This window comes from Ramlibacter sp., assembly GCF_035655895.1.
Lineage (GTDB): Bacteria > Pseudomonadota > Gammaproteobacteria > Burkholderiales > Burkholderiaceae_C > Ramlibacter.
In genome coordinates, this window is record NZ_DASRTN010000013.1 from 362,799 (window position 1) to 386,073 (window position 23,275).

A 23,275-nucleotide genomic window follows, 5' to 3' on the forward strand; every position below is an offset into this window, starting at 1 on the left:
ACCCAAGGCGGGCGCCGTGGGGAACCGGAAGGTCAGTGGCCCCAGCGGGCCGGATTGAACCAGCCGGCGCCGCGGCTCGAGGCGGCCGAAGCGCCCGTGCGCCGCGCCAGCAGCAACCCGCCGGCGGCGGCCACCGCGCCCGCCGCCGCCAGCATGGTGCCGGCGCTCATCGAACGCGCCATGCTCCCCGCCAGCTCGCCGCTGCGCGGGCCGATCAGCTCGAGGCGGCGGCGCGTCATGCGCGCGCCCATCTCGGACAGCTGCCCGGACAGCAGGCGTTCGGCCTTCGGCAGCAGCTGCGTCTCCTCGTCTGCGACGTGGTGCATCACCACGCGCATGAGGTCGAACAGCGTGGTGTCGAACGCCGGATCGGTCGGCTGCAGCGCACGCAGGCGCGCGATCAGGTCGCGCATCTCGTTGTGCTCCGGCTTGGACTTCTCCAGCGTCGCATCGGGCGACACCTCGCGCAGTGCCGGATAGAAGATCTCTTCCTCCAGCTGCGCGTGGACCTCGAGCGCCAGGCAGATGTTGTCGGCCAGTCCCTTCTTCACGCGCGCGGGCGTGTCGACCTGGTACTGGTGGAACGCGGCCAGCACGTGCGTGTGGTCCATCCGGATCATGTTGGTGATCGATGGCGACATCCTGCTCAGCATGGAAGCCATGGTGGTCCTCCTGGCGTGCGGCCGGTCAGGCGACCCGGGCGAGGGTGGCGCCCTCGGATTCGTCGGCGGCCTCGCTCTCGCTGCGGGCACGGTCGGCCTGCTCGATCAGGGCGGCCATGGCCTGGGCGGTGCGGTCCCAGGACGTGCGGGCGATGGCGCGGGCCAGCTCGGCCGAGTGGGCCGCCTGCTGCTCCGGCGTGCGGGCAAGGATCGCCTCGCAGGCCGCCACGTAGTCCTGCGGCGTGTCGGCAATGGACACCACGTGACCGTACGGTTCCACCACGTCGCGGATCGACGTGCTGACCGACGGGCGGCCGCAGGCCATGTACTCCAGCATCTTGGTCGGGCTGATGAAGCGGGTCGCCTCGTTCAGGGCGAACGGCATCAGGCACACGTCCCAGCCGTTGATGAACGACGGCAGGTCGTTGTAGCTCTGCTGGCCGAGCCAGTGGATGTTGGCGTGCCGGGGCAGGCCGTTCGGGTCGATCTTCACCACCGGGCCGACCATGACGATCTGCCAGTCCGGGTGGCGCGTCGCCATCGCGTCGATCAGCTCCATGTTGATGCGCTCGTCGATGACCCCGCAGTAACCCAGGCGCGGCCGGCCCAGGCCGGACTGCAGCGGATGGTCGCCCTTGGCCGAGCTGAAGTGCTTGGCGTCGACGCTGCTGGGGAAGCAGTGCACGCTCGGATGCCGGTTCTTCTTGGAGTTGTAGAGGCTCGGGCCGCCCGTGAACACCAGGTCGGCGTCGCGGAACAGCACGTTCTCGCGCTGCACCAGTTGCCGCGGCGCGTGCTTGAACAGGGTCAGTTCGTCCATGCAGTCGTACACGATGCCGCGCGGCTCGAGCTCGGCAGCCAGCGGCACGGCCATGGGCGTGTAGAACCAGACCCAGTAGTCGGTGATCTTCTCCTCGCGGATGGCGTCCTGGATGAACTTCTGCAGGATGGAGATGTGGTCGTCATGGAAGCCGGGCGCGTCGGCGGTGACGTGCGGCCGCCAGACTTCCACCCCGTCGGTGGGCGAGAACTTCTCGAGGCGCTGCTCGGCTTCCCCAGGCACCGGCTCTTCCACGAACACCACGCGCCATCGCGAGGCCAGGCGGGACAGCAGGTGTTGCGGGCGCTGGTAGACGAAGTTCCAGCGCAGGTGGGAAAAGACGATCAGTGTTTGCATTGGCGGCTCCTGGTTTCGGTGCCCATGGGTGGGCAACTGGCGTGCCGGACGATGATGCCGAGCCCCCGGCCAAGCCCCTGTAGGAGCAGGGCTTTTTTGCTGCACTGCCGCGCACAACGTGCGCGGCCGTACGCCATGCGGCGTATTGGCCGCACCTCATCGGCTGCCTAGAGTGGACCCCATCCCAGCCGTCGCACGCGCGGCAGCGGGGACACCAACCCGGACCACTTTCCTTTCCTGGAGCAGCTGATGCAAAGACGATTCACCCTCAAGGCGCTGACCGCCGCGGTGGCCCTGGCGGGCACCGCCACCCTTCCGGCCTTCGCGCAGTCCGGCGACACCATCAAGGTCGGCATCCTGCACAGCCTGTCGGGCACGATGGCGATCTCCGAGACCGTCCTGAAGGACACCGCGCTGATGGCGATCGAGGAGATCAACGCCAAGGGCGGCGTGCTCGGCAAGAAGCTCGAGCCGGTGGTGGTGGATCCCGCGTCCAACTGGCCGCTGTTCGCCGAGAAGACCAAGCAGCTGCTGACCCAGGACAAGGTCGCCGTGATGTTCGGCTGCTGGACCAGCGTCAGCCGCAAGTCGGTGCTGCCGGTGGTCGAGGAGCTCAACGGCCTGCTGTTCTACCCGGTGCAGTACGAGGGCGAGGAGCTGTCCAAGAACGTGTTCTACACCGGCGCAGCGCCCAACCAGCAGGCAATCCCGGCCGTCGAGTACCTCATGAGCAAGGAAGGCGGCGGCGCCAAGCGCTTCGTGCTGCTGGGCACCGACTACGTCTATCCCCGCACCACCAACAAGATCCTGCGCGCCTTCCTGAAGTCCAAGGGCATCAAGGACAGCGACATCGACGAGAAGTACACGCCGTTCGGCCACAGCGACTACCAGACCATCGTCGCCGACATCAAGAAGTTCTCGGCCGGCGGCAAGACCGCGGTGATCTCCACCATCAACGGCGACTCCAACGTGCCGTTCTACAAGGAACTGGGCAATGCCGGCCTGAAGGCCAAGGACGTGCCCGTGGTCGCCTTCTCGGTCGGCGAGGAGGAGCTGCGCGGCGTGGACACCAAGCCGCTGGTGGGCCACCTGGCCGCGTGGAACTACTTCATGTCGGTCAAGAACCCGACCAACGACGAGTTCACCAAGAAGTGGGCGGCGTACGCCAAGGCCAAGAACATCGCCGGCCACAAGGACAAGCCGCTGACGAACGACCCGATGGAGGCCACCTACATCGGCGTCTACATGTGGAAGCAGGCCGTCGAGAAGGCCAAGTCCACCGACGTCGACAAGGTGATCGCCGCGATGGGCGGCCAGACCTTCAAGGCGCCGTCCGGCTTCACCGCCAAGATGGACGAGAAGAACCACCACCTGCACAAGCCGGTGTTCATCGGCGAGGTCAAGTCCGACGGCCAGTTCAACGTGGTCTGGAAGACGCCCGGCCCGGTCAAGGCCAAGCCGTGGTCGCCCTACATCGAGGGCAACGACAAGAAGAAGGACGAGCCGGACGGCAAGAGCCGCTCCTGATCGCGCCACGGGCGGGCCGCCGGTCGGTCCCGCCCGGCGCGTGGCGCCACGACACCGCGGCGCCGCGCGGTCCCTGCGCAATGGGTGGCGTGCCGCCCATTCCACAGGTTCCTGCATGAAGCGACTCCTCCTCCTCCTTGCGGCCACATGGGCCGTCCACGCGCAAGCGCTCACCCCCGACGAGGCCCGCGCCATCGCCGTCGGCGACAGCGATGCCCGCATCGAAGCCCTGAACAGGGCCGTGGCCGCCCCTGACGACCGCACCGCCGCCTACCTGCAGGCGCTGGCCGACGACGCGGTGAAGACGGCCGGCGACCGGGTCTTCATCGTCCGCGACGGCCAGGGCACCGATCCCGCCACCGGCGCCCCGGTGGACGTGCCGGCCGAGGCGGAAGACGTGGTCAGCAACAACCGCATGCGCGGCGAGATCGACACCGCGCTCGCCGCACTCAAGCTGTTCTCGCCCGACGTGCGGCGGCGCGCCGAAGCCGTGCAGGCGCTGCAGCGCGAGGCCGACGAGTCCAAGCTGCCGCTGCTGGACAAGGCCTACGCGGCCGAGCAGGACGCCGGCATCAAGGAGCAGCTCGCCCTGGTCCGTGCCGCCGCCCTGCTGGGCAGCAGCGACAAGGACAAGCGGTTGGCCGCGGCCCGGCTGCTGGCCGGCAGCCGAAGCCCCGCCACCAAGACGCTGCTGGTCGAACGCCTGCGCGAGGAATCCGAAGCCGACGTGAAAGCCGCGCTGCAGGCCTCGCTGCGCGAGGTGGATGCCGCGCTGGCATGGGGCGACCGCCTGGGGGCGCTGTTCTCCGGCATCAGCCTGGGCTCGATCCTGCTGCTGGTGGCGCTCGGCCTGGCCATCACCTACGGCCTGATGGGCGTGATCAACATGGCGCATGGCGAGCTGATGATGATCGGCGCCTACGCGACGTATGTCGTCCAGGGCCTGTTCCGCCAGTACCTGCCGGGCGCCTTCGACTGGTACCTGGTGGCGGCGGTCCCGGTCGCGTTCGCCACCTCGGCGCTGGTGGGCGCGGTCCTCGAGCGCGGCGTGATCCGGTTCCTGTACGGCCGTCCGCTGGAGACGCTGCTGGCCACCTGGGGCATCAGCCTGGTGCTGATGCAGCTGGTGCGCACGCTGTTCGGCGCGCAGAACGTCGGCGTGGAGAACCCGCGCTGGATGAGCGGTGGCGTTGCCGTGCTGGGCAACCTGCAGCTGCCCTGGAACCGCATCGTCATCGTCGGCTTCGCCTTCGCCGTGCTGCTGGGCATGGCCTTCATGATCTCGCGCACCCGACTCGGGCTGTTCGTGCGCGGCGTCACGCAGAACCGCCCCATCGCCGCGTGCATGGGCGTCAACACGGCGCGCGTCGACATGTACGCCTTCGCGCTCGGCTCGGGGATCGCCGGGCTGGCCGGCTGCGCCTTGAGCCAGATCGGCAACGTCGGCCCCGACCTGGGGCAGGCCTACATCGTCGACTCGTTCATGGTGGTGGTGCTCGGCGGCGTCGGCCAGCTCGCCGGCACGGTGTACGCCGCGCTCGGTCTGGGCGTGCTGAACAAGTTCCTCGAAGGATGGGCCGGCGCGGTGCTGGCCAAGATCGCCGTGCTGGTCTTCATCGTGGTCTTCATCCAGAAGCGGCCGCAGGGCCTGTTCGCGGTCCGTGGCCGCAGTGCGGAGGCCTGATGGATCGCGCTCCTTCCGTCGTCGCCCAGGCCGCCGTGTCCGGCACCGTCCTGCCCGCGCCGCTGCCGTTGCTGGGCCGTGGTGGCTGGGCCGCCTTCCTGCTGGCGCTCATCGCCGTCTGCGCGCTCGCGCCGGTGCTCAACCTGGTCGTGCCACCCGACAGCCCGTTCCACATGGGCGAATACGCGGTGGCGCTGCTGGCGCGGATCATGTGCTACGCCATCTGCGCGCTCGCGATGGACCTGATCTGGGGCTACACCGGCATCCTGTCGCTGGGCCACGGCCTGTTCTTCGCGCTGGGCGGCTACGTGATGGGCATGTACCTCATGCGCCAGATCGGGCGCGACGGCAACTACAAGAGCGACCTGCCGGACTTCATGGTGTTCCTCGACTGGAAGGCGCTGCCCTGGCACTGGCAGCTGTCCGACAGCTTCGTCGCCACCTGCGTGCTGGTGGTGGCGGTGCCCGCCCTGGTCGCCTTCGTGTTCGGCTTCTTCGCGTTCCGCTCGCGCATCAAGGGCGTGTATTTCTCGATCATCACGCAGGCACTCACGTACGCGGCGATGCTGCTGTTCTTCCGCAACGAGACCGGCTTCGGCGGCAACAACGGCTTCACCGACTTCAAGCGCATCCTGGGCATCCCGTTGCAGACGCCGGGCATGCGCATGACCCTGTTCGTGGTCACCGGCCTGACGCTGCTCGGCTTCTTCCTGCTGGCGCGCTGGCTGGTCAACGCCAAGTTCGGCCGGGTGCTGCAGGCGATCCGCGACGCCGAGACCCGCGTGATGTTCTCCGGCTACAACCCGGTGGGCTACAAGCTGGCGATCTGGACGCTGTCGGCCGCCATGTGCGGCGTGGCCGGCGCGCTGTACGTGCCGCAGGTGGGCATCATCAATCCCGGCGAGATGAGCACGGCCGCCTCGATCGAGATCGCGGTGTGGGCGGCGGTGGGTGGGCGCGCCACCCTCATCGGGCCGATCGTCGGCGCCTTCCTGGTCAACGGTGCCAAGAGCTGGCTGACGGTGAGCGCGCCGGAGATCTGGCTGTATTTCCTGGGCGGCCTGTTCATCGTCGTCACCCTGTTCCTGCCGGACGGCGTGGCTGGGCTGGTCCGCAAGCTCAAGAGGAATGCCGCATGACGCCGGACCTGATGGAAGAGGGCGCGCGCCGCGCCGCAGCCCGCGCGTCCGCGGCTCCCGGCAAGACCGAGTCCGGCGGGCGCGCCGCCGGCTTCGCCCACCCCGTGCGCGCGGGCGAGGTGGATGTCAGCCACGGCCGCATCCTGTACATCGAGGACGTGTGCGTCAGCTTCGACGGCTTTCGCGCCATCAACAAGCTGTCGCTGGACATCGCGCCGGGCGAGCTGCGCTGCATCATCGGCCCCAACGGCGCGGGCAAGACCACGATGATGGACATCATCACCGGCAAGACCCGGCCCGACAGCGGCACCGTCTTCTTCGGCAGCACCATCGACCTCTTGCGCTACAAGGAGGCCGAGATCGCCGGCCTGGGCATCGGCCGCAAGTTCCAGAAGCCCACGGTGTTCGAGCAGCTGACCGTGTTCGAGAACCTCGAGCTCGCCCTCAAGGCCGACAAGGGCGTGAAGGCCTCGGTGTTCTTCCGGCTCGATTCAGCGCAGGCCGACCGCCTGGCCGAGGTGCTGCGCACCATCCACCTCGCACCCAGCGTCAACCGCCTGGCCGGCACCCTCAGCCACGGGCAGAAGCAGTGGCTGGAGATCGGCATGCTGCTGATGCAGGACCCCAGGCTGCTGTTGCTGGACGAGCCGGTGGCGGGCATGACCGACGACGAGACCGCGCGGACCGCGGAGTTGTTCCTGTCGCTCAAGGGGCGCCACTCGCTGATGGTGGTGGAACACGACATGGGCTTCATCAGGACCATCTCGGAGAAGGTCACCGTGCTGCACGAAGGATCGGTGCTGGCCGAAGGCTCGCTCGACCAGGTGCAGAACGACGAGCGGGTGATCGAGGTCTACCTGGGCCGCTGAGGAGCCGCAATGCTTTCCGTCAAGAACGTCAACCAGTACTACGGCGGCTCGCACATCCTGCGCGACGTCTCGCTCACCGCCGAGCGTGGCAAGGTCACCGTGGTCCTGGGCCGCAACGGCGTGGGCAAGACCACGCTGCTCAAGTCGCTGATGGGCCTGGTGCCGATCAAGTCCGGCAGCATCGAGCTGGAAGGCCGGCCGATCCAGCAGTGGACCCCCTACCAGCGTGCCCGCGCCGGCATCGGCTTCGTGCCGCAGGGTCGCGAGATCTTCGCGCGGCTGTCGCTCGAGGAGAACCTGCGCATGGGCCTGGCCGGGCGCCCGGCCGGCACGCCGATCCCGGGCGAGCTGTTCGAGCTGTTCCCGGTGCTGCGGCAGATGCGCGGGCGCCGCGGCGGCGACCTCTCCGGCGGGCAGCAGCAGCAGCTGGCGATCGCGCGGGCGCTGGCGGCCGGCCCCAGGCTGCTGGTGCTGGACGAGCCCACCGAAGGCATCCAGCCCAGCATCATCAAGGACATCGGCCGGGTGATCCGGATGCTGGCCGACCGCGGCGACATGGCCATCGTGCTGGTCGAGCAGTACTACGATTTCGCGCAGGAACTGGCGGACCACTACGTGGTGATGGAACGGGGCGAGGTGGTGGCCCGCGGCGAGGGGCGGGACATGGAAGCGCAGGGCGTGCGCCGGCTGGTCGCGATCTGACGCCAGCCGCCCGACGACAGCTGCATTCGGCGGCAGCCTACCGCGGCTGCAGCACCTGCCCGGCAATCGGACGCCCGCCCGGGCGGTACCTTGGGTCATCGACAACCCAAGGAGAGATCACATGCCCGTCATTCTCTGGCTGCTCGGCGTCCCGCTGACCGTGGTCGTGCTGCTGATGCTGTTCCACGTCATCTGACGCGGAACGCCCGGCGCGCCGTTCAGGGCTTGGACTTGACTCGCTCGAGCTGGTCCAGGTTCGTCCCCGAACGCGCGCCGCGGTTGCCTTCGGCCACCTCGTGGCCCGCAGCCGGGCTCGGCGTTTCGCGTCGGCCCTGGTTGCTGTAAGGCTGGCGGCCGGAGCCGCCCTCCCACGTGACTTCGTTGCGGTACCCGTGCCGTGCCTGGGCGCCAGCAGCGGTCTCCCCCGGGGCTGCCGCCTGCTTGCGGGCAGCGTCCACCGGTTGCTTGCTCGATTCCTGCTCTCTCATCGGTACTCCCGGGCCTTCGCCCTCCTGGATGGCGCCTGCCACATCCTGGGGCAGACCACTGCACAGGCTAGCGGCGGACACGGCTGCGCCTGTCGGACAGTTCCCACAGAACGGACTGTTACGAATATGCGTCGCCTTCGCGCGACGGTGGGGCAGACGCCAGAGGACCGGTCGCAAGGCGATGGCGTGCCGAACGGTCGCGGCCGCGCGCTCCGGTCCCGGTGGATTGCCAGGAGCGCGGCGTCAGCGCGCCGGGACGATGACGACCGGCTCCGCGGTCTTGGGTTCGACGGTGATCTCGCTCTGCCCGGGTGGCATGACCACCGTCTCGACCGACCGCAGCACGCCACCACCGGCCACGCTGCCGCTGGTTTCCCCATAGCCCATCACCCGGGCCTGGCAGGCCGCCTTGTCCTCGCCGCCGAGCGGCGCGCAGCGGGCGGCGGCATTGGCCTGGAAGTCGGCGCCAGGCACCACCAGCCCGCCGCGGCGCTGGTCGGCCTGCGCGTTGCGGATCTCGCGCTGGCAGGCCTCGCGGTCCTGCGCGCTGGCGACCATGCAGGCCTGGAGCTGCTGCTGGGGGCTCCCGCTGGTCTGGGCCTCGGCCACGACCTGCGCGGTGGCCGCCGTCATCGCCAGCACGGCGGCGGCGCCGAAGCCGACCAGGCTCTTGCGCGAACGGGGCGCGCGTCGTTGGGCTTTCACGGGGACTCCTTGCGATTCTCGATGCCTGCAGGATAGGCAGGCACCCGGCGCGCGGTTGCCGGAAGAGCGGCCACCCGCGGGGCGGCGCAAGGCAACGGGGCAGGTAGGACGGAACCGGCAGGCCCGCTACAGGGACCAGAGCCGCGGCTGCGTCGCAGGCAGTTGCCACAGCTGCGTCCGCCAGGCCGAACGGATCGCCCGCAGCAGCGCCATGGCCGGCTCCACCAGGGGCGCCAGGACGCGGACCGCCACCACGCGCCCGCACGGGCTGGTGGCACCGGCGGTGCGCGCCAACGGATGCCCGGCGATCACGGAGCGGGCCGCCTCGAGGGCCAGCTCCCGGCGCTCGCGTCCCAGCTCGCTGCCGGTCGCGAAGTACAGCGTGCCCAGGCAGCGGTGCCCGGCCAGCCCCAGCGGGCCGTCCATCAGCCGCCGGTCGTCCGCGCGCAGGCAGCCGCGTTCGAGCCAGACGTCCTCCAGGGCCAGGTGCTGCAGCACCTGGCCGCGCTCGAAGGGCTGTCCGGAGGCGGGCAGGCCCAGGGCGCACACGTCCCAGCCGACCAGCTCCGCGTGCGGGGCCAGCCGCAGGTCGACGCGGTTCTCGGCATGGCAGCCGCTGTGGAAGATCGTCTCCAGCGGCAGCCACTCGAATCGCGCGCCTTCGGCCAGCTCGATGCGGGTGTGCTGCACCGCGGCCGGACCCTCGGAGCGGTAGAAGCGCCCGGCGCCTGGCGTGGTCAGCAGGCCATGCGCGCCGGCAGCGACCCGGATGCGCACGTCGACCACGTCGCCGTTGACCAGGCCGCCGGGCGGGTGCACCAGCACGTTGTGGCAGATCGCGTCGCCCTCCGGGTACAGCGTCTGCAGGATGCGCAGCGGCCCCTCGTGGGCGAAGCGCGCGACGCTGCGCCCTGCCTCCGATGCCAGGTCCAGCCGCAGGCTGGCGTGCCACCCCATCGCTAGCGGCTCACTGGCCCTGGGAGCCGCGGTGGGCCCAGGCGGTGGTGTGCCGCTCGACGAAGCTGAACAGCTCGTACATCACCATGGCCATCGCGCCGACCACCATCAGCCCGGCGAATGCCAGGCCCATCTGCATCGCCGACCCGGCCGAGATCAGGAGGTAGCCGATGCCTTCGTTGGCCGCGGTCATCTCCGAGACCGTGGTGCCCACGAAGGCCAGCGTGATCGCCACCTTGAGCGAGCCATAGAAGTACGGCATCGAACGCGGCAGGCCGACCTTGACCAGCACGTCCCAGCGCTTGGCGCCCAGCACCCGCAGCACGTCCTCCAGCTCGGGTTCGAGCGTTGCCAGGCCGGTGGCGATGTTCACCATGATCGGGAAGAACGAGATCAGGAACGCCGTCAGGATCGCCGGGCCGATGCCGATGCCGAACCAGACCACCAGGATCGGCACGAAGGCCGCCTTGGGCAGCGCGTTGAAGGCCGTCATCAGCGGGTAGACGGCCGCATAGGCCAGGCGCGAACTGCCGATCAGGAAGCCCAGGAGCACGCCGACCACGATGGCCAGGCCGAAGCCGGCCATGGTGACCCAGAAGGTGCGCCAGGCATGCGCGGCGATCGTGCCGCGGAACTCCAGCAGCTGGTTCCAGATCCGCAGCGGGCTCGGGAAGATGAACTCCGACACGCCGAACGCCGAGCACACCAGCTGCCAGACGACGATCACGGCCACCAGCAGGATCCAGGGCGACCACTGTTCCAGGCGCCGGTTCCTCATGGCGCGACCTCCGGCCCGGGCGCCGCCGCGACCGGACGGCCGGCCCCAGCGCGCACGCCGGCCGGCAACCCACCCGCAGCCGCAGCCGCGGGTGCGCCGGCGCCGCCGCGGATCGCCCCGATGTGCCCGCGCAGTTCCAGCACGATGTCGGTGAACTCCTTCGTGTAGGTCACCTCCAGCTCGCGCGGGCGTGGCAGGTCGATCTCGCGGCGCACGACGAAGCGGCCCGGGCTCTTGCTCATGACATAGACCGTGTCGGCGAGGAACACCGATTCGCGCAGGTCGTGCGTGACCAGGATCACGTTGAACCGCTGCTCGGTCCACAGGTCGCGCAGGATGCACCACAGCTCCTCGCGGGTGAACGCGTCGAGGGCGCCGAACGGCTCGTCGAGGAGCAGCATCTTGGGCTCGTGGATCAGCGCGCGGCAGATGCTCGCGCGCTGCTGCATGCCGCCGGACAGCTGCCACGGGAACTTGTCCTCGTAGCCACCCAGGCCGACCTTGCGCAGCAGGGCGCGGGCACGTTCCTCGTATTCCGCCCGCCGCGCCTTGAAGCGGCCGCGGTGCGGCTCCACGATCTCCAGCGGCAGCAGCACGTTGTCGACGGTCGTGCGCCAGGGCAGCAGCGAGGGGGCCTGGAACGCCATGCCGGACACCTTGAGCGGGCCGGTCACCGGCTGGCCGTCGATGCGGATGCGGCCCATGCTGGGCATCTTCAGCCCGGTGGCCAGCTTCATGAAGGTGGACTTGCCGCAGCCCGAAGGCCCGACGATGGCGATGAACTCGCCCTGCCGCACCTTCAGGTCGATGGCCTCGACCGCGAAGTGGTTCTGCCGCAGCTGCTCCTCGTTGTAGGCCAGCCAGACGTCCTGGAAGTCGACGAAATGTTCCATGTGCGTTGCGGCAGGACGGTCTTGCCCTGGCAGGCGGCGGGCACGGCCTCGCCGCCTGCAGGGACCGGGCTCGCCCGGGAACCCTCTGCCTGCGATCCTCTACTTCTTCGGTGCCGGCAGGACGTTGAGCTCGGCCCGGGCCGGCAGGAACGAGCCGTTCCACACCGCCTCGGGGTTCACGCGGGTCTTGGTGTTGAACGCGTCGGACACCTGCGACGCCATCAGCGACAGGCGCGCCGGGTTCACCTGGCCGAAGCCTTCGGCCCGCGCGTCGGCGCTGTTGATGACCGTGTCGATGGCCAGCTGCAGCCGGCGGGTCTCGAGGTCGGCGTTGATGATGCCGTCGCGCGCCTTGACGTCGGCCACCGCGGCCTTGGGGTTGGCGATCACGTCCTTCACGCCGCGGGTGAACGCCGAGAGGAACGACCGGATGGCGGCCGGGTTCTCGCGGATCAGCTTGGGGTTGACGATGATGACGTTGCCGTACAGCTTGACGCCGTAGTCGGGGTACTGGAGCACCACCACGTCGCTGGCCTTGACGCCGCGCGCCTCGAGGTTGAGCAGCGAGGTGAAGGTGAAGCCCGTGATGGCGTCGACGTCGCCGCGGGCCAGCATGGTCTCGCGCAGCGGCGGATCCATCGCGGTCCAGTTCACGTTGCCGACCTGGTTGGCCTTGGCGAAGATCGGGAACGCGCGGCGGCCGGCGTCGAACACCGGGGCGCCCAGCTTCTTGCCGTTCAGGTCGGCGGGGCGCTGGATGCCCGACTTCTTCAGCGCCATCACCGAGGCCGGCGTGTTGTTGTAGACCATCATGACGGCCACCGGCTTGCTCGGCGCGTCGGGATTGTTGGCGTGGAATTCCATCAGCGCGGCCAGGTCGGCGAAGCCGATGTCGTAGCTGCCCGATGCCACGCGCGTCACGGCCCCGCCGGAGCCGTTGCCGGCGTCGATGGTCACATCGAGCTTGGCGTCGCGGAAGTAGCCCTTGGCGGCCGGCGTGAGGAAGAGCGCGGCAGGCCCTTCGAAGCGCCAGTCCAGCTGGAACTTCAGGGGCGTGGTCTGGGCCGTGGCGGCGCCGAATGCCGACGCCAGCACACAGGCGGCGGCGGTCTGCAGGAGATGTCGTTTCTTCATGGATCCTCGGAGTCGAAAGGCGGAACTGCTCGCCGACAAGGCGGAAGCAAGAACGATGCCGCGGACCCATCGTGCCTGCCGCGGGCCGCGGCTGCCTCCGGACTTTCCCGCTGCCCACCTGGCCGCGAAATAGTCGAGCGCGGGTAGGGGTTGTCTGACGTTTCCACTGGAACGGCCCGCACGGTGAGCCTGTGTGGCCGACTACGCCCGCGCTTTGGCGGCGCGACCATATTGCCCATCACCGGCTGCCGGTATTGGGGTGGCAGGGGGTCGGAGTCGAGAGACGCCGGCCAGCTTCAACAACACGCCGTTCGCGGCTTCAAGGAGTGCAACATGGGCTTTCTGATTTGGTTGATCGTGGGTGGAATCGTGGGCTGGCTCGCCAGCCTGATCATGCGCACCGACGGCCAGCAGGGCATCCTGCTGAACGTCATCGTCGGGATCATCGGCGCCTTCATCGGTGGCTGGGTGATCTCTCCGATGGTGGGCGTGGGCACCATCAACGAAGGCATCAGCATCGGCTCCGTCCTGGTGTCGCTGGTCGGCGCAGTCATCCTGCTGGCCATCGTGAACCTGTTCCGCCGCGGCCGCGTCCGCTAAGCGGGCCACGATCCGCTGCGGGCCACAAGGGTCCGCGGGAAGGGGGCGCGATACGCCACTCGCAAGAGAGGCGTATCGCGCCCCTTTTGGCGTGCGCGGAGGCGCCACCGGCCGCCACGGGCGCCCGTCAGCGCTTCAGGGACGCCGCAGCAGGTCGAGCAGGGTGCGCGCGACCACCTTGGTTGCGCGGCGCAGGTCCTCGAGCGCCAGGCGCTCGTCGGCGCGCTTGGCATTCGATTCCAGCACGGTGCGCGGCCCGGCGCCGTAGATGACGCCCGGGATGCCGGCCTCGGTGTAGAGCCGCACGTCGGTGTAGAGCGGGGTGCCGACGGCGGGGACCGGCTCGCCGAACACGGCCTGGCCGTGCTGCTGCAGGGCCTGGACCAGCGGCCGGTTGCCGGGCAGCGGCACCATCGCCCGGGCCAGCAGCATGCGCCGCACCTCGACCCGGATGCCGCGGCCACCCCGGGCCGGTGCGAACGAGCGGGCGGCCGCTTCGATCGTGGCGCGCAGGTCGGCCTCGACCTGAATCGGATCCTCCTCGGGGATCATCCGGCGGTCGAGCTTGAACGTGACCTTGCCGGGGATGACGTTGGTGTTGGTGCCGCCACCGATCAGGCCCACGTTCAGGTAGGGATGGGTGATCCCCTCCACCTTGGAGCGCACCTGCGTGTACCCGTGGTTGAGCGCGTACAGCGCCTGCAGGATGTGGACGGCGCCCTGCAGGGCATCGGTGCCGCTGTCGGGGATGGCGGCATGGCTCATCTCGCCCTGCACGGTGACCTCCAGCTGCAGGCAGCCGTTGTGCGCCACCACCACCTGGTAGCTGAAGCCCGCGGCCAGCATCAGGTCGGGCCGCGTCAGCCCCTTGCGCAGCAGCCAGCCGGGTCCCATCTCGCCGCCGAACTCCTCGTCGTACGTGAAGTGCAGCTCGATGCCCCCCTGCAGCGGTGCGGCCAGCGACTCCAGCGCGCGCACGGCGAAGCTGAAGGTGGCGAAGTCGCACTTGCTCACCGCCGCGGCCCGGCCGTACAGGAAGCCGCCGTCGATCTCGCCGCCGTACGGATCGTGCGTCCAGCCCTCGCCGGGCGGCACCACGTCGCCGTGGGCGTTGAGCGCCACGACCGGGCCGTCGCCGTAGCGGCGCCGCACGATGAGGTTGGTGATCGATTGCAGGCCGTAGGCCTTGACGTCGTCGTCGGGCACCGGATGCCGCTCGGCTTCGAATCCGAACTCCGCCAGGAGCTGCGCGGTCCGCTCGGCGTGCGGCGCGTTGTGGCCGGGCGGCGTGTCGGTGGGCACGCGCACCAGCGCCTGCAGGAAGCGCACCTCCTCGTCGAAGTGGGCGTCGATCCAGGCGTCGAGTCGTTGGTGGTCGGTCATGTGGCGCTCGTCTCGTGGGCAAGTTGGTCGAGCAGGAGGCGGAACGCCTGCACCGACAGGTCGATGTCGTCGGCGCTGGTGCTCTCCAGCGGGTTGTGGCTGATGCCCGCGTTCTGGCCGCGCACGAACAGCATGGCCTGCGGCATCACCTCGTGCAGCTTCATCGCGTCGTGGCCCGCGCCGCTGGGCATCCGGTGCAGCGGCACGCCCAGCCCCTGCACGGCCTGCTCCCAGCGCGCCTGCCAGCGGGCGTCGCTGGGCGCGGCGGCCGCGCGCATGGTCCGCTCCGTGGTGAAGCGCAGCCCGCGCCGGTCGCAGATCGCCTGCAGTTCGGCCAGCACGTCGGCCACCATGGCATCGCGCTGGGGGTCGTTGGGCGCGCGCAGGTCGAGCGTGAACTGGCAGCGTCCCGGCACCACGTTGGTGGAGCCTCCCGGCACGTTCAGGATGCCGATGGTGCCGACCGAATCACCGTCGCGTGCGGCGCGGCGCTCCACGAAGAGCGCGAGCTCGGCGACCGCCACGGCGGCGTCGCGCCGGCGGTCCATCGGCGTGGTGCCGGCGTGGCTGGCCATGCCGACGACCTCGCACAGGTATCGCACGCCGCCGTTGATCGAGGTGACCACGCCCAGCGGGAGGTCCAGCTCCGTCAGCACCGGACCCTGCTCGATGTGGACTTCCACGAACCCGAGGTAGGCAGCCGGGTCGCGCCGCAGGGCGCCGATGGCCTCGAGCGTTCCGGGCAGCCCGGCGTGGTGCATCGCCTCGCGCATGGTGATGCCGTCGGCGTCCTTCTGGTCGAGCCAGGCCGGATCGAAGGCACCGATCAGCGCACCCGACCCCAGGAACGTGGCCTTGTAGCGTTGCCCCTCCTCCTCGGCGAAGGCGACCACCTCGATGCCGAAGGGCAGGCGCCGGCCAGCAGCCGCCAGCTCGCGCACGCAGGCGAGCGGCACGTAGATGCCGAGGCGGCCGTCGTACTTGCCGCCGTTGCGCACGGTGTCGTAGTGCGAGCCGGTCAGCAGCGCCTTGGCGCCTGGCGCCAGGGCGCGGTAGCGGCCCACCACGTTGCCGACCGCATCGACCGCCACCTCGTCGAAGCCGGCCTCCCGCATGTCCTGCGCGATGCGGGCGGCCGCCGAGCGGTGCGCATCGGTGAGGTAGGTGACGGTGAGCTGCCCCTTGTCCTTGAAGCCCGGGTCGCTGAACTGCGCCAGTTGCTCCAGCTGGTCCCAGACCCGCTCGCCCGATGCCGGGGACACGCCGAACTTGTCGTTCAGGCGGATCTCGACGATGCGGTGCACGTTGCGCAGGCACTCGGCTCGCTCGAAGTCGACCGGGTTGGCCAGCCGCCGCTCGAAGGTGTCCAGGATCTCGGTGCGCGACAGCCCGGTGCCGCGCGGACCGCGCACCGCCAGGATGAAGGGGAAGCCGAACTTCGCGTTGTAGTCGGCGTTCAGCCGCTGGATCTTCTCGAACTGCGCCGGCGTGCAGTCGGCCAGCCCCGCCTTGCCCTGCTCGGTGGTCGACTCGGCGGTCAGCGTGCGGCTGACCATGGCCTTGCCGGCCAGTTCGGGATGGGCGCGCAGCAGCGCCAGCTGGCGCTCGGCGCCGCTGCCATCGACCACGCGCGCCATCGCGTGCTTCAGGTGGGCGAGCGAGCGGAACGGCCGCTGCGCCAGCGCCTCGCGGGCGATCCAGGGCGAGTGTTCGTAGAGGCCGTCGAGGAGCGCGGCGGCGGCGTCGGTGCTGGCGGCGTTGAGTTGGTCGAGGGTGATCGGCATCGGGTCAACCGCGGTAGGGGTGAATGAGCTTCCAGTGGCGAGCCAGGTCGATGCGCCGGCAGACCCAGACCCGGTCGTGCTTTTCCACGTGGTCCAGGAACTTCTGCAGCGCGACGATCCGCCCCGGCCGGCCGAGCAGGCGGCAGTGCATGCCGACGCTCATCATCCTGGGCTGGTCGAGGCCATCGGGGTCGCCTTCGGCATACAGCGCGTCGAAGGTGTCGCGCAGGTAGACGAAGAAGTCCTCCGCCTGCGAGAACCCCTGCGGCAGCGAGAACCGCATGTCGTTGGCGTCCAGGGTGTAGGGCACGACCAGGTGCGGCACCACCGATCCGTCGGTGCGACGCACCTTCATCCAGAACGGCAGGTCGTCGCCGTAGTAGTCGCTGTCGTATTCGAAGCCGCCGTCGTCCACCACCAGCCGGCGCGTGTTGGGGCTGTCGCGGCCGGTGTACCAGCCGGCGCCGTGGACGGCACCGGGCGCGCCGTGGCGCTGCCCCGTGAGCTGCTCGATGGTGCGGATGGCCAGCCGCATGTGCTCGCGCTCGACCGTCTTGTCCACGTCCTGGTAGTGGATCCAGCGCCAGCCGTGGCTGGCGATCTCGTGGCCGAGCTCGACGAAGGCCGCCGTCACCTCCGGGCTGCGCTGCAGCGCCATGCCGACGCCGAACACGGTGAGCGGCAGCTGGCGCTTCTCGAACTCGCGCAGGATGCGCCAGACGCCCGCGCGCGAGCCGTACTCGTAGATGCCTTCCATGCTCAGGTGCCGTCCCGGGTAGCTGGCCGGGTTGAACATCTCCGAGAGGAACTGCTCGGAGCCGGGATCGCCGTGCAGCACGGCGTTCTCGCCGCCTTCCTCCCAGTTCAGCACGAACTGCACCGCCACCCGGGCCTTGCCGGGCCATTGGGGATGCGGCGGGTTGCGGCCGTAGCCGGCCAGGTCGCGCGGGTACGCGGCGGTGCTGTCGTAGATGGTGCTCACAAGGTTCTCCGCCTCCAGTGGCGTGTTGGGCTGCCGCGGGCCGCCTTCATGCGGCCGCGAGCGCCTGGGTGATGTCGCTCGAGGGGCGCGGGCGGTCGAACGCCAGGCTGGCCTCGACGTGGCGCAGGTGCTCCTCCATCAGCTGCACCGCGCGCTCCGCGTCGCGGCCGGCCAGCGCCCGGACGATCTCCACGTGTTCCTGCTGGGAGTGGCGGGCGGCGCCGGCGCGCTGGTACATGAGCGTGATGAGGGAGCTGCGGGAGATCAGGTCACGCAGGATCTGCGCCAGCACCTCGTTGTCCAGGAGTTCGGCCATCCGCACGTGGAAGTCGCCGAGCAGCTCGATGCTCTCGGCCGTGTCGCTGTCGTCCAGCGCCGCCTTCTCGCGTGCCACGTGCTCGCGCAGGGCCTTGATGCGGGCCGGCGTCGCCTCGCGTGCGAAGGTGCGGGTCATCTCGGCCTCGAGCATCCGCCGCACCGCGAAGACCTGGCGCGCCTCGTCCACCGTCGGGGCCGCCACGAACGCGCCGCGCGCCGGCTCGAGCGTCACCAGCCGGTTCTGCGCGAGCTGGTGCAGGGCCTGCCGCACCAGGGTGCGCGAGACACCGAAATGGTCGGCCAGCTTCTGCTCGGCCAGCTTGGTGCCGGGCTGCAGCCGCTGCCCGGCGATGGCCTGGGTCAGCTCGCGGGCGATGACGGCGGTGGTGGACGGCTGCATGGCAGGCGCGATGATAGCGGGCCGGGCAAAACTGTATACACTCCTGTCGACCATTGAGGAGCGCCGCATGGGCCTGAGCACCCACGTCCTGGACACGATGCATGGAACGCCGGCCGCGGGCATGGGCGTCGAGCTGTACACGCTGCAGGACGGCCAGGCGGCGCTGGTGCGCCGCTTCGCGCTGAACGCCGACGGCCGCAGCGCGGACGGACCGCTGTACCGGGACGGCGAGCTGAAGGCCGGCCGCTACCGGCTGGTGTTCGACGTGGCGGCGTATTTCCGCGGGCGCGGCGTCGCGCTGCCCGACCCGGCGTTCCTGGACCGTGTGTCGCTCGACTTCGGGATCGCGGCGCCGCAGGAGCACTACCACGTGCCGCTGCTGGTCAGCCCATGGAGCTACTCGACCTACCGGGGATCATGAACGGGAACGGCCGGTTCCCGGGAGAGCGGGGCGGCGGCCCCGCGCGGGCGAAGGACCCCGGTCTGCGCCGGGATCCCGCCGGGTCCTCAGTCCTGGCCTTCGGTCAGGGTGTCCAGCTGGAAGCGGCCGCTCTTGTGCCACAGCCAGGTGTCGGTGTAGACCACCTTGCCCATCTGCGCCGGCGCCGGGTACGGCGCGGCCTGGCGCACGGTGCGCTCGATCTCGGCCATCACCTCGGGCGCATGCTTGGGCGCGCGCATCCAGCTGACGTTCTGCACCTGGCCCTGGCGGTCGACCTCGACCTGCAGCACGCCGACGGCGTACAGCAGCGGGGGCATGCGACCTTTGTAGATCCGCTCGCGGTTCAGGCCGTACAGGTGCTTGGCGGCGTCCTGCCGGTAGGCGCGCGGATTGGCGGCGCCCGAGACGTTCCTGCTGGCGGGCTGGGCCGCGGCGACCGGCGGGGCTTCGACCGCCGGCGGCGGCGTCACCGCCACCGGAGCCTCTTCCTGTGGCGGCTGCGGGGGCGGCGACGAGCAGGCGGCCAACAGGGCGGCGGCCAGGGCCCCCAGCGGCAGCAGCAGGGCGCCGGTGCGGCGCGGTTGCGAGCGCTTCATGACTTCTCCTCCTTGCGCCGGACGGGCGCGAATCTCGTGGGCGGGCGGCCGGGCCTCCCGCCGCGCAACGCCATCCACGGACCCCGGATGGCGCTGCCGACAGCTGAGGTTCAGTGTTGCCGAGCGCCGCGCCCGGGCGGGAGTGCGTGCGGATGAGTGGCTTTTCGCTTCCGACGTGCGGTCGGGCCGTGCTGGTGACCGTGACATCCGTCGAAGGCTCGGGGCCGCGCGAGCCGGGGGCCTGGATGCTGGTCGCCGACGACGCGGTGGACGGCACCGTGGGCGGCGGCCGCCTCGAGTTCGACGCCATCGCGGCGGCCCGTGCGATGCTGGCCCAGGGCGTCACGGTGCCCGCCACGCGGCGGTATGCGCTGGGACCCAGCCTGGGGCAGTGCTGCGGCGGCGTGGTGCACCTGGGCTTCGAGCCGGTCGTTCCCGGCGATCTGCCCTTGCTGCGGCAGCGGCTGGCCCCGCGCGGCCGGCCGGTCGCCCTGTTCGGCGGCGGCCACGTCGGCGCCGCGATCGTGCGCGTCTGCGACGGCCTGCCGTTCGAGCTCACCTGGATCGACAGCCGCGACGGCATCTTCCCGGCGGAGGCGCCGGCCAACGTGCGGTGCGAACACTCCGACCCGGTGCAGGACGCGGTGCGCGACCTCGCGGCCGGCAGCCTGGTGCTGATCATGAGCTTCAGCCACGCCGAGGACCTGGACGTCCTGGCCGCCTGCCTGCAGCGGCGGCGCGAGCGCGACGACCTCCCGTTCCTCGGCCTGATCGGCAGCAGGACCAAATGGGCGACCTTCCGCCACCGGCTGGAACACCGCGGCTGGAGCGCCGCCGAACTGGACCGGGTGCACTGCCCGATCGGCGTGCCGGGGATCGCCGGCAAGCAGCCGGCCGTCATCGCGGTCGCCGCGGTGGCACAGCTCCTGCAGGCAACCGGGACACAGACCTGACACACACATGGACAGCTACCTCTTCGACTGGGCCAACCTCCTGCTGCGCTGGGCGCACGTGATCACCGCGATCGCGTGGATCGGCTCCTCGTTCTATTTCGTCTTCCTGGATTCCAGCCTCACGCCGCCGGTGGACGACGACCTCAAGCGCCAGGGCGTCAGCGGCGAGCTGTGGGCCGTGCACGGCGGCGGCTTCTACCACCCGGTGAAGTTCGCCGTGTCGCCACCGGCACTGCCGCCGCACCTGCACTGGTTCTACTGGGAGAGCTACACCACCTGGATGTCGGGCTTCGCGCTGCTCACCGTGTCCTATCTCTGGAACGCGGGCACCTACCTGGTCGACAAGTCCCTGGTCGACTGGTCGCCGCAAGCCGCGGTGGCGGCGGTGCTGGCCTTCCTGGTGGTCTTCTGGCTGGTGTACGACGTCATCTGCCGCATGGTCGGCGAACGCAAGGGCGGCGACACCATCGTCGGCGCGCTGGTCGCCGTGCTGGTCTGCCTGGCCGCCTGGCTGGCCTGCCAGCTGTTCCCCGGCCGCGCCGCGTTCCTCGTCGTGGGCGCGATGCTCGCCACCACCATGACGGCCAACGTCGCGATGCTGATCATCCCGGGGCAGCGCAAGATGGTCGCCGCGATCCGCGACGGCCGGCCGGTCGACCCGATCCACAGCCGGCGCGGCAAGCAGCGCAGCGTGCACAACACCTACTTCACGCTGCCCGTGCTGCTGGCGATGCTGTCCAACCACTACAGCTTCCTGTGGAGCCACCCGCGCAACTGGTTGGTGCTGATCCTGCTGATGGCGGCGGGCGCGGCGATCCGCCAGTTCTTCGTGCTGCGGCACGGCTGGAAGCTGGGGCGCCACCGCCATCCGCTGCCCTACGCCCTCGCCGGCGTGGCGTTGATCGCCGCGACCGCGGTCTGGCTGGCGCCCGCGCCCCGGTCGGCAGCTGCCGTTGCCGCCGACGCCGCGCCGGTGGGCTATGCGCAGGTGCGGCCGATCCTGGAGCAGCGCTGCTACCTGTGCCACGGCGCGCAGGTGCAGATGAAGAACGTGCGCCTCGATTCGCCGGACGGCGTGCGCCAGCATGCCGCGTCGGTCTACCAGCAGGCCGTGGTGGCGCGGCTGATGCCGATGAACAACGCGACCGGGATCACCGAGGACGAGCGCGCGGTGCTCGGCCGCTGGTTCCAGCAGGGCGCCCGGGTCGACTGAACGCCGCGGCCCGCAGGCACAATCGCCGGCGAATGGCCCACCAGTCCACGCTCGAGTTCGCCACCCCCGGCCGTGGCACCCGCAATGTCACCGAGGCGGTGGCGCGCGTGGTCGCCGCCTCGGGCGTCCGCACCGGTGTCGCGCACGTGTTCGTCCAGCACACCAGCTGCTCCCTGGCGATCACGGAGAACGCCGATCCCGACGTGCGCCGCGACCTGGAGACGGTGCTGGGCCGGCTGGCGCCCGACGCCGACCCCGCCTACCGCCACGACACCGAAGGCCCCGACGACATGGCGGCGCACGCGCGCACCGTGCTCACCGGCAACGCGCTGAGCGTGCCGGTCGGCGGCGGCCGCCTGCTGCTGGGGACCTGGCAGGGCCTCTTTCTCTGGGAGCACCGAACCGACCCGCAGCAGCGCCGCGTGGTGGTGACGGTGCTCGGTGACTGACATCCTGCACCCGCCATGACCGCTTCCGCCCCTTCCGCATTTCCGTCCGCTGCCCCCGATCCGCGCCAGGACCCGCGCGGCTTCCTGGAACACCTGTACCGGGCCGCGGTCCACCGCGCGATGCCGCTGCACCACACGGCTGCCTTCCTGCCGCCGCCGCCGCCGGGCAGGACCGTGGTGCTCGGGGCCGGCAAGGCTGGCGGCTCGATGGTCCACGCGGTCGAGGCGCTGTGGCCGGCGGACCGGCCGCTGTCCGGCCTGGTCGTCACGCGCTACGGCCACATCCCGCCCCGCCCCGACGGCGTGCCCGCCCGCATCGAGCTGGTGGAGGCGGCGCACCCGGTGCCCGACGCGGCCGGCCTGGCGGCGGCGCAGCGCATCCTCTCGCTGGCCCAGGGGCTGACCGGGGACGACCTGGTGCTGTGCCTGATCTCCGGTGGCGGCTCGGCGCTGCTCACGCTGCCGGCGCAGGGCCTGACGCTGGAGGACAAGCAGCGCATCAACCGCCAGCTGCTGGACTCGGGCGCCAACATCGCCGAGATGAACTGCGTGCGCAAGCACCTCTCGCGCATCAAGGGCGGGCGGCTGGCTGCGGCCTGCGCGCCGGCCCGCGTGGTCACCCTCACGATCAGCGACGTGCCGGGCGACGACCCGTCCATCATCGCCAGCGGCCCCACCGTGCCCGATGCGACCACGTGCGCCGACGCCGTGGCGATCCTGCAGCGCTACGCCATCGACGTCCCGGGGGCGATCATGCGCCTGCTGGAGCAGGGCGCGCTGGAGACCCCGAAGGCCGCTGACGGAGCGTTCGCCGGGCAGACGGTCCACCTGATCGCGACGCCGCAGCAGTCGCTGGAGGCGGCCGCCGCGCAGGCGCGGGCCGCCGGCCTGGACGCGCACATCCTCAGCGACGAGATGGAAGGCGAGTCGCGCGAGGTCGGCAAGGTGCACGCGGCGCTCGCCCGCGCCGTGGCGCAGCGCGGCCAGCCGTTCCGCCGCCCCTGCGTCATCCTCTCCGGGGGCGAGACCACCGTCACGGTGCGCAAGCCGCCCGACGGCACGCCGCGCGGCCGCGGTGGCCGGGCCGGCGAGTTCTGCCTCGGGCTGGCGCAGGCGCTGCAGGGACAGCCCGGCGTCTGGGCGCTGGCCGCCGACACCGACGGCATCGACGGGATGGAGGACAACGCCGGCGCCTTCGTCGCGCCCGACACCCTCCAGCGTGCAGGGCGCGCCGGACTCTCGGTCGAGCGGCACCTGCAGCGCAACGATGCGTACGGCTACTTCAGTGCGCTCGGCGACCTGGTCGTGACCGGACCGACGCACACCAACGTCAACGACTTCCGGGCCCTGCTCGTCTTGTAAGGTCCTGCGGGCGGCGGCCCACGGGCGGGCCGGCCCGCAAGTCACGGCCGGGTGCTCGTTCCCCGGAACCCGTCGTGC

General features: G+C 70.6%; 24 protein-coding genes. 11 read left to right on the forward strand and 13 right to left on the reverse strand.

Annotation, left to right across the window (positions count from 1 at the left end):
• Nucleotides 1-32: 32 nt before the first annotated feature.
• Complete coding sequence (locus VFE82_RS16130; protein WP_325001331.1) at nucleotides 33-662, reverse strand: hemerythrin domain-containing protein; 630 nt, start codon at nucleotides 660-662, stop codon at nucleotides 33-35.
• A gap of 25 nt (nucleotides 663-687) precedes the next feature.
• Complete coding sequence (locus VFE82_RS16135; protein WP_325001332.1) at nucleotides 688-1,839, reverse strand: glycosyltransferase; 1,152 nt, start codon at nucleotides 1,837-1,839, stop codon at nucleotides 688-690.
• Nucleotides 1,840-2,088: 249 nt separating this feature from the next.
• Between VFE82_RS16135 and urtA the strand changes: the two genes are divergently transcribed.
• The 5 genes from urtA to urtE all read left to right on the forward strand — a co-directional run bounded on the left by urtA (nucleotide 2,089) and on the right by urtE (nucleotide 7,760).
• Complete coding sequence (gene urtA, locus VFE82_RS16140; protein ID WP_325001333.1) at nucleotides 2,089-3,366, forward strand: urea ABC transporter substrate-binding protein; 1,278 nt, start codon at nucleotides 2,089-2,091, stop codon at nucleotides 3,364-3,366.
• Nucleotides 3,367-3,481: 115 nt separating this feature from the next.
• Nucleotides 3,482-5,050 (forward strand): urea ABC transporter permease subunit UrtB, encoded by a 1,569-nt coding sequence (gene urtB, locus VFE82_RS16145; protein WP_325001334.1) that lies wholly within the window; start codon nucleotides 3,482-3,484, stop codon nucleotides 5,048-5,050.
• Nucleotides 5,050-6,189, forward strand: coding sequence for an urea ABC transporter permease subunit UrtC (urtC, locus tag VFE82_RS16150; RefSeq protein WP_325001335.1), 1,140 nt, complete (start codon nucleotides 5,050-5,052; stop codon nucleotides 6,187-6,189). The genes urtB and urtC overlap by 1 nt, the downstream gene beginning before the upstream one ends.
• The gene (gene urtD / locus VFE82_RS16155; RefSeq protein WP_325001336.1) at nucleotides 6,186-7,058 is read left to right on the forward strand and encodes an urea ABC transporter ATP-binding protein UrtD; all 873 of its coding nucleotides are present in this window, start codon (nucleotides 6,186-6,188) and stop codon (nucleotides 7,056-7,058) included. The genes urtC and urtD overlap by 4 nt, the downstream gene beginning before the upstream one ends.
• A gap of 9 nt (nucleotides 7,059-7,067) precedes the next feature.
• On the forward strand, nucleotides 7,068-7,760 hold the full coding sequence (gene urtE / locus VFE82_RS16160) for an urea ABC transporter ATP-binding subunit UrtE (RefSeq protein ID WP_325001337.1): 693 nt from the start codon (nucleotides 7,068-7,070) through the stop codon (nucleotides 7,758-7,760).
• Between the two features lie 218 nt (nucleotides 7,761-7,978).
• Here urtE and VFE82_RS16165 read toward each other — a convergent pair whose 3' ends face one another.
• The 6 genes from VFE82_RS16165 to VFE82_RS16190 form a co-directional block, all read right to left on the reverse strand.
• Entirely contained in the window at nucleotides 7,979-8,248 is a 270-nt protein-coding gene (locus tag VFE82_RS16165; RefSeq protein ID WP_325001338.1) for a hypothetical protein, read from the reverse strand.
• A 243-nt stretch (nucleotides 8,249-8,491) separates the two neighbouring features.
• The gene (locus tag VFE82_RS16170) at nucleotides 8,492-8,953 is read right to left on the reverse strand and encodes a hypothetical protein (protein ID WP_325001339.1); all 462 of its coding nucleotides are present in this window, start codon (nucleotides 8,951-8,953) and stop codon (nucleotides 8,492-8,494) included.
• Between the two features lie 126 nt (nucleotides 8,954-9,079).
• A complete protein-coding gene (locus tag VFE82_RS16175; protein WP_325001340.1) occupies nucleotides 9,080-9,910 on the reverse strand; it encodes an urease accessory protein UreD in 831 nt (276 codons plus the stop codon).
• A 10-nt stretch (nucleotides 9,911-9,920) separates the two neighbouring features.
• Nucleotides 9,921-10,688, reverse strand: a complete 768-nt coding sequence (locus tag VFE82_RS16180; protein ID WP_325001341.1) for an ABC transporter permease — start codon at nucleotides 10,686-10,688, stop codon at nucleotides 9,921-9,923.
• Nucleotides 10,685-11,581: an ABC transporter ATP-binding protein gene (locus VFE82_RS16185; RefSeq protein ID WP_325001342.1), complete on the reverse strand. Its 897-nt coding sequence runs from the start codon at nucleotides 11,579-11,581 to the stop codon at nucleotides 10,685-10,687. Before VFE82_RS16185 ends, VFE82_RS16180 begins: the two co-directional genes overlap by 4 nt.
• A gap of 99 nt (nucleotides 11,582-11,680) precedes the next feature.
• On the reverse strand, nucleotides 11,681-12,715 hold the full coding sequence (locus VFE82_RS16190) for an ABC transporter substrate-binding protein (RefSeq protein ID WP_325001343.1): 1,035 nt from the start codon (nucleotides 12,713-12,715) through the stop codon (nucleotides 11,681-11,683).
• Nucleotides 12,716-13,048: 333 nt separating this feature from the next.
• Between VFE82_RS16190 and VFE82_RS16195 the strand changes: the two genes are divergently transcribed.
• Nucleotides 13,049-13,315, forward strand: a complete 267-nt coding sequence (locus VFE82_RS16195) for a GlsB/YeaQ/YmgE family stress response membrane protein (protein ID WP_135249388.1) — start codon at nucleotides 13,049-13,051, stop codon at nucleotides 13,313-13,315.
• 135 nt (nucleotides 13,316-13,450) lie between these two features.
• Here VFE82_RS16195 and VFE82_RS16200 read toward each other — a convergent pair whose 3' ends face one another.
• Genes VFE82_RS16200 through VFE82_RS16215 form a run of 4 tightly spaced genes read right to left on the reverse strand, consistent with a single transcriptional unit; the run spans nucleotide 13,451 to nucleotide 18,182 of the window.
• Nucleotides 13,451-14,698, reverse strand: a complete 1,248-nt coding sequence (locus VFE82_RS16200) for a M20 family metallopeptidase (protein WP_325001344.1) — start codon at nucleotides 14,696-14,698, stop codon at nucleotides 13,451-13,453.
• Nucleotides 14,695-16,482, reverse strand: a complete 1,788-nt coding sequence (gene uraD / locus VFE82_RS16205; RefSeq protein WP_325001345.1) for a 2-oxo-4-hydroxy-4-carboxy-5-ureidoimidazoline decarboxylase — start codon at nucleotides 16,480-16,482, stop codon at nucleotides 14,695-14,697. Before uraD ends, VFE82_RS16200 begins: the two co-directional genes overlap by 4 nt.
• A 4-nt stretch (nucleotides 16,483-16,486) precedes the next feature.
• The gene (puuE, locus tag VFE82_RS16210) at nucleotides 16,487-17,464 is read right to left on the reverse strand and encodes an allantoinase PuuE (RefSeq protein WP_325001346.1); all 978 of its coding nucleotides are present in this window, start codon (nucleotides 17,462-17,464) and stop codon (nucleotides 16,487-16,489) included.
• Nucleotides 17,465-17,510: 46 nt separating this feature from the next.
• The gene (locus VFE82_RS16215) at nucleotides 17,511-18,182 is read right to left on the reverse strand and encodes a GntR family transcriptional regulator (protein WP_325001347.1); all 672 of its coding nucleotides are present in this window, start codon (nucleotides 18,180-18,182) and stop codon (nucleotides 17,511-17,513) included.
• Between the two features lie 67 nt (nucleotides 18,183-18,249).
• On the opposite strand from VFE82_RS16215, the gene uraH reads away from it, so the two are divergent.
• Nucleotides 18,250-18,603 (forward strand): hydroxyisourate hydrolase, encoded by a 354-nt coding sequence (uraH, locus tag VFE82_RS16220; protein ID WP_325001348.1) that lies wholly within the window; start codon nucleotides 18,250-18,252, stop codon nucleotides 18,601-18,603.
• A gap of 86 nt (nucleotides 18,604-18,689) precedes the next feature.
• On the opposite strand, the gene VFE82_RS16225 is transcribed toward uraH, so the two are convergent.
• Nucleotides 18,690-19,220, reverse strand: a complete 531-nt coding sequence (locus VFE82_RS16225) for a hypothetical protein (protein ID WP_325001349.1) — start codon at nucleotides 19,218-19,220, stop codon at nucleotides 18,690-18,692.
• A 152-nt stretch (nucleotides 19,221-19,372) separates the two neighbouring features.
• Between VFE82_RS16225 and xdhC the strand changes: the two genes are divergently transcribed.
• The 4 genes from xdhC to VFE82_RS16245 are packed head-to-tail and all read left to right on the forward strand — an operon-like array spanning nucleotide 19,373 to nucleotide 23,197.
• Nucleotides 19,373-20,173, forward strand: a complete 801-nt coding sequence (xdhC, locus tag VFE82_RS16230; RefSeq protein ID WP_325001350.1) for a xanthine dehydrogenase accessory protein XdhC — start codon at nucleotides 19,373-19,375, stop codon at nucleotides 20,171-20,173.
• Between the two features lie 7 nt (nucleotides 20,174-20,180).
• Complete coding sequence (locus tag VFE82_RS16235) at nucleotides 20,181-21,386, forward strand: urate hydroxylase PuuD (protein ID WP_325001351.1); 1,206 nt, start codon at nucleotides 20,181-20,183, stop codon at nucleotides 21,384-21,386.
• Nucleotides 21,387-21,418: 32 nt separating this feature from the next.
• Nucleotides 21,419-21,835, forward strand: coding sequence for a secondary thiamine-phosphate synthase enzyme YjbQ (locus VFE82_RS16240; protein WP_325001352.1), 417 nt, complete (start codon nucleotides 21,419-21,421; stop codon nucleotides 21,833-21,835).
• A 15-nt stretch (nucleotides 21,836-21,850) separates the two neighbouring features.
• Nucleotides 21,851-23,197, forward strand: a complete 1,347-nt coding sequence (locus VFE82_RS16245) for a glycerate kinase (protein WP_325001353.1) — start codon at nucleotides 21,851-21,853, stop codon at nucleotides 23,195-23,197.
• Nucleotides 23,198-23,275 lie beyond the last annotated feature (78 nt).

Excerpts from the sequence above, each read along its gene's own strand:
- VFE82_RS16240 (WP_325001352.1), top strand. The coding sequence starts at position 21,419 with ATGGCCCACCAGTCCACGCTCGAGTTCGCCACCCCCGGCCGTGGCACC.
- VFE82_RS16245 (WP_325001353.1), top strand. The coding sequence starts at position 21,851 with ATGACCGCTTCCGCCCCTTCCGCATTTCCGTCCGCTGCCCCCGATCCG.
- VFE82_RS16175 (WP_325001340.1), bottom strand. The coding sequence starts at position 9,910 with ATGGGGTGGCACGCCAGCCTGCGGCTGGACCTGGCATCGGAGGCAGGG.
- urtD (WP_325001336.1), top strand. The coding sequence starts at position 6,186 with ATGACGCCGGACCTGATGGAAGAGGGCGCGCGCCGCGCCGCAGCCCGC.
- uraH (WP_325001348.1), top strand. The coding sequence starts at position 18,250 with ATGGGCCTGAGCACCCACGTCCTGGACACGATGCATGGAACGCCGGCC.
- urtC (WP_325001335.1), top strand. The coding sequence starts at position 5,050 with ATGGATCGCGCTCCTTCCGTCGTCGCCCAGGCCGCCGTGTCCGGCACC.
- VFE82_RS16225 (WP_325001349.1), bottom strand. The coding sequence starts at position 19,220 with ATGAAGCGCTCGCAACCGCGCCGCACCGGCGCCCTGCTGCTGCCGCTG.
- VFE82_RS16235 (WP_325001351.1), top strand. The coding sequence starts at position 20,181 with ATGGACAGCTACCTCTTCGACTGGGCCAACCTCCTGCTGCGCTGGGCG.
- VFE82_RS16130 (WP_325001331.1), bottom strand. The coding sequence starts at position 662 with ATGGCTTCCATGCTGAGCAGGATGTCGCCATCGATCACCAACATGATC.
- VFE82_RS16200 (WP_325001344.1), bottom strand. The coding sequence starts at position 14,698 with ATGACCGACCACCAACGACTCGACGCCTGGATCGACGCCCACTTCGAC.
- VFE82_RS16215 (WP_325001347.1), bottom strand. The coding sequence starts at position 18,182 with ATGCAGCCGTCCACCACCGCCGTCATCGCCCGCGAGCTGACCCAGGCC.
- VFE82_RS16195 (WP_135249388.1), top strand. The coding sequence starts at position 13,049 with ATGGGCTTTCTGATTTGGTTGATCGTGGGTGGAATCGTGGGCTGGCTC.
- urtA (WP_325001333.1), top strand. The coding sequence starts at position 2,089 with ATGCAAAGACGATTCACCCTCAAGGCGCTGACCGCCGCGGTGGCCCTG.
- uraD (WP_325001345.1), bottom strand. The coding sequence starts at position 16,482 with ATGCCGATCACCCTCGACCAACTCAACGCCGCCAGCACCGACGCCGCC.
- VFE82_RS16185 (WP_325001342.1), bottom strand. The coding sequence starts at position 11,581 with ATGGAACATTTCGTCGACTTCCAGGACGTCTGGCTGGCCTACAACGAG.
- VFE82_RS16165 (WP_325001338.1), bottom strand. The coding sequence starts at position 8,248 with ATGAGAGAGCAGGAATCGAGCAAGCAACCGGTGGACGCTGCCCGCAAG.
- VFE82_RS16190 (WP_325001343.1), bottom strand. The coding sequence starts at position 12,715 with ATGAAGAAACGACATCTCCTGCAGACCGCCGCCGCCTGTGTGCTGGCG.
- VFE82_RS16135 (WP_325001332.1), bottom strand. The coding sequence starts at position 1,839 with ATGCAAACACTGATCGTCTTTTCCCACCTGCGCTGGAACTTCGTCTAC.
- VFE82_RS16180 (WP_325001341.1), bottom strand. The coding sequence starts at position 10,688 with ATGAGGAACCGGCGCCTGGAACAGTGGTCGCCCTGGATCCTGCTGGTG.
- xdhC (WP_325001350.1), top strand. The coding sequence starts at position 19,373 with ATGAGTGGCTTTTCGCTTCCGACGTGCGGTCGGGCCGTGCTGGTGACC.
- urtB (WP_325001334.1), top strand. The coding sequence starts at position 3,482 with ATGAAGCGACTCCTCCTCCTCCTTGCGGCCACATGGGCCGTCCACGCG.
- urtE (WP_325001337.1), top strand. The coding sequence starts at position 7,068 with ATGCTTTCCGTCAAGAACGTCAACCAGTACTACGGCGGCTCGCACATC.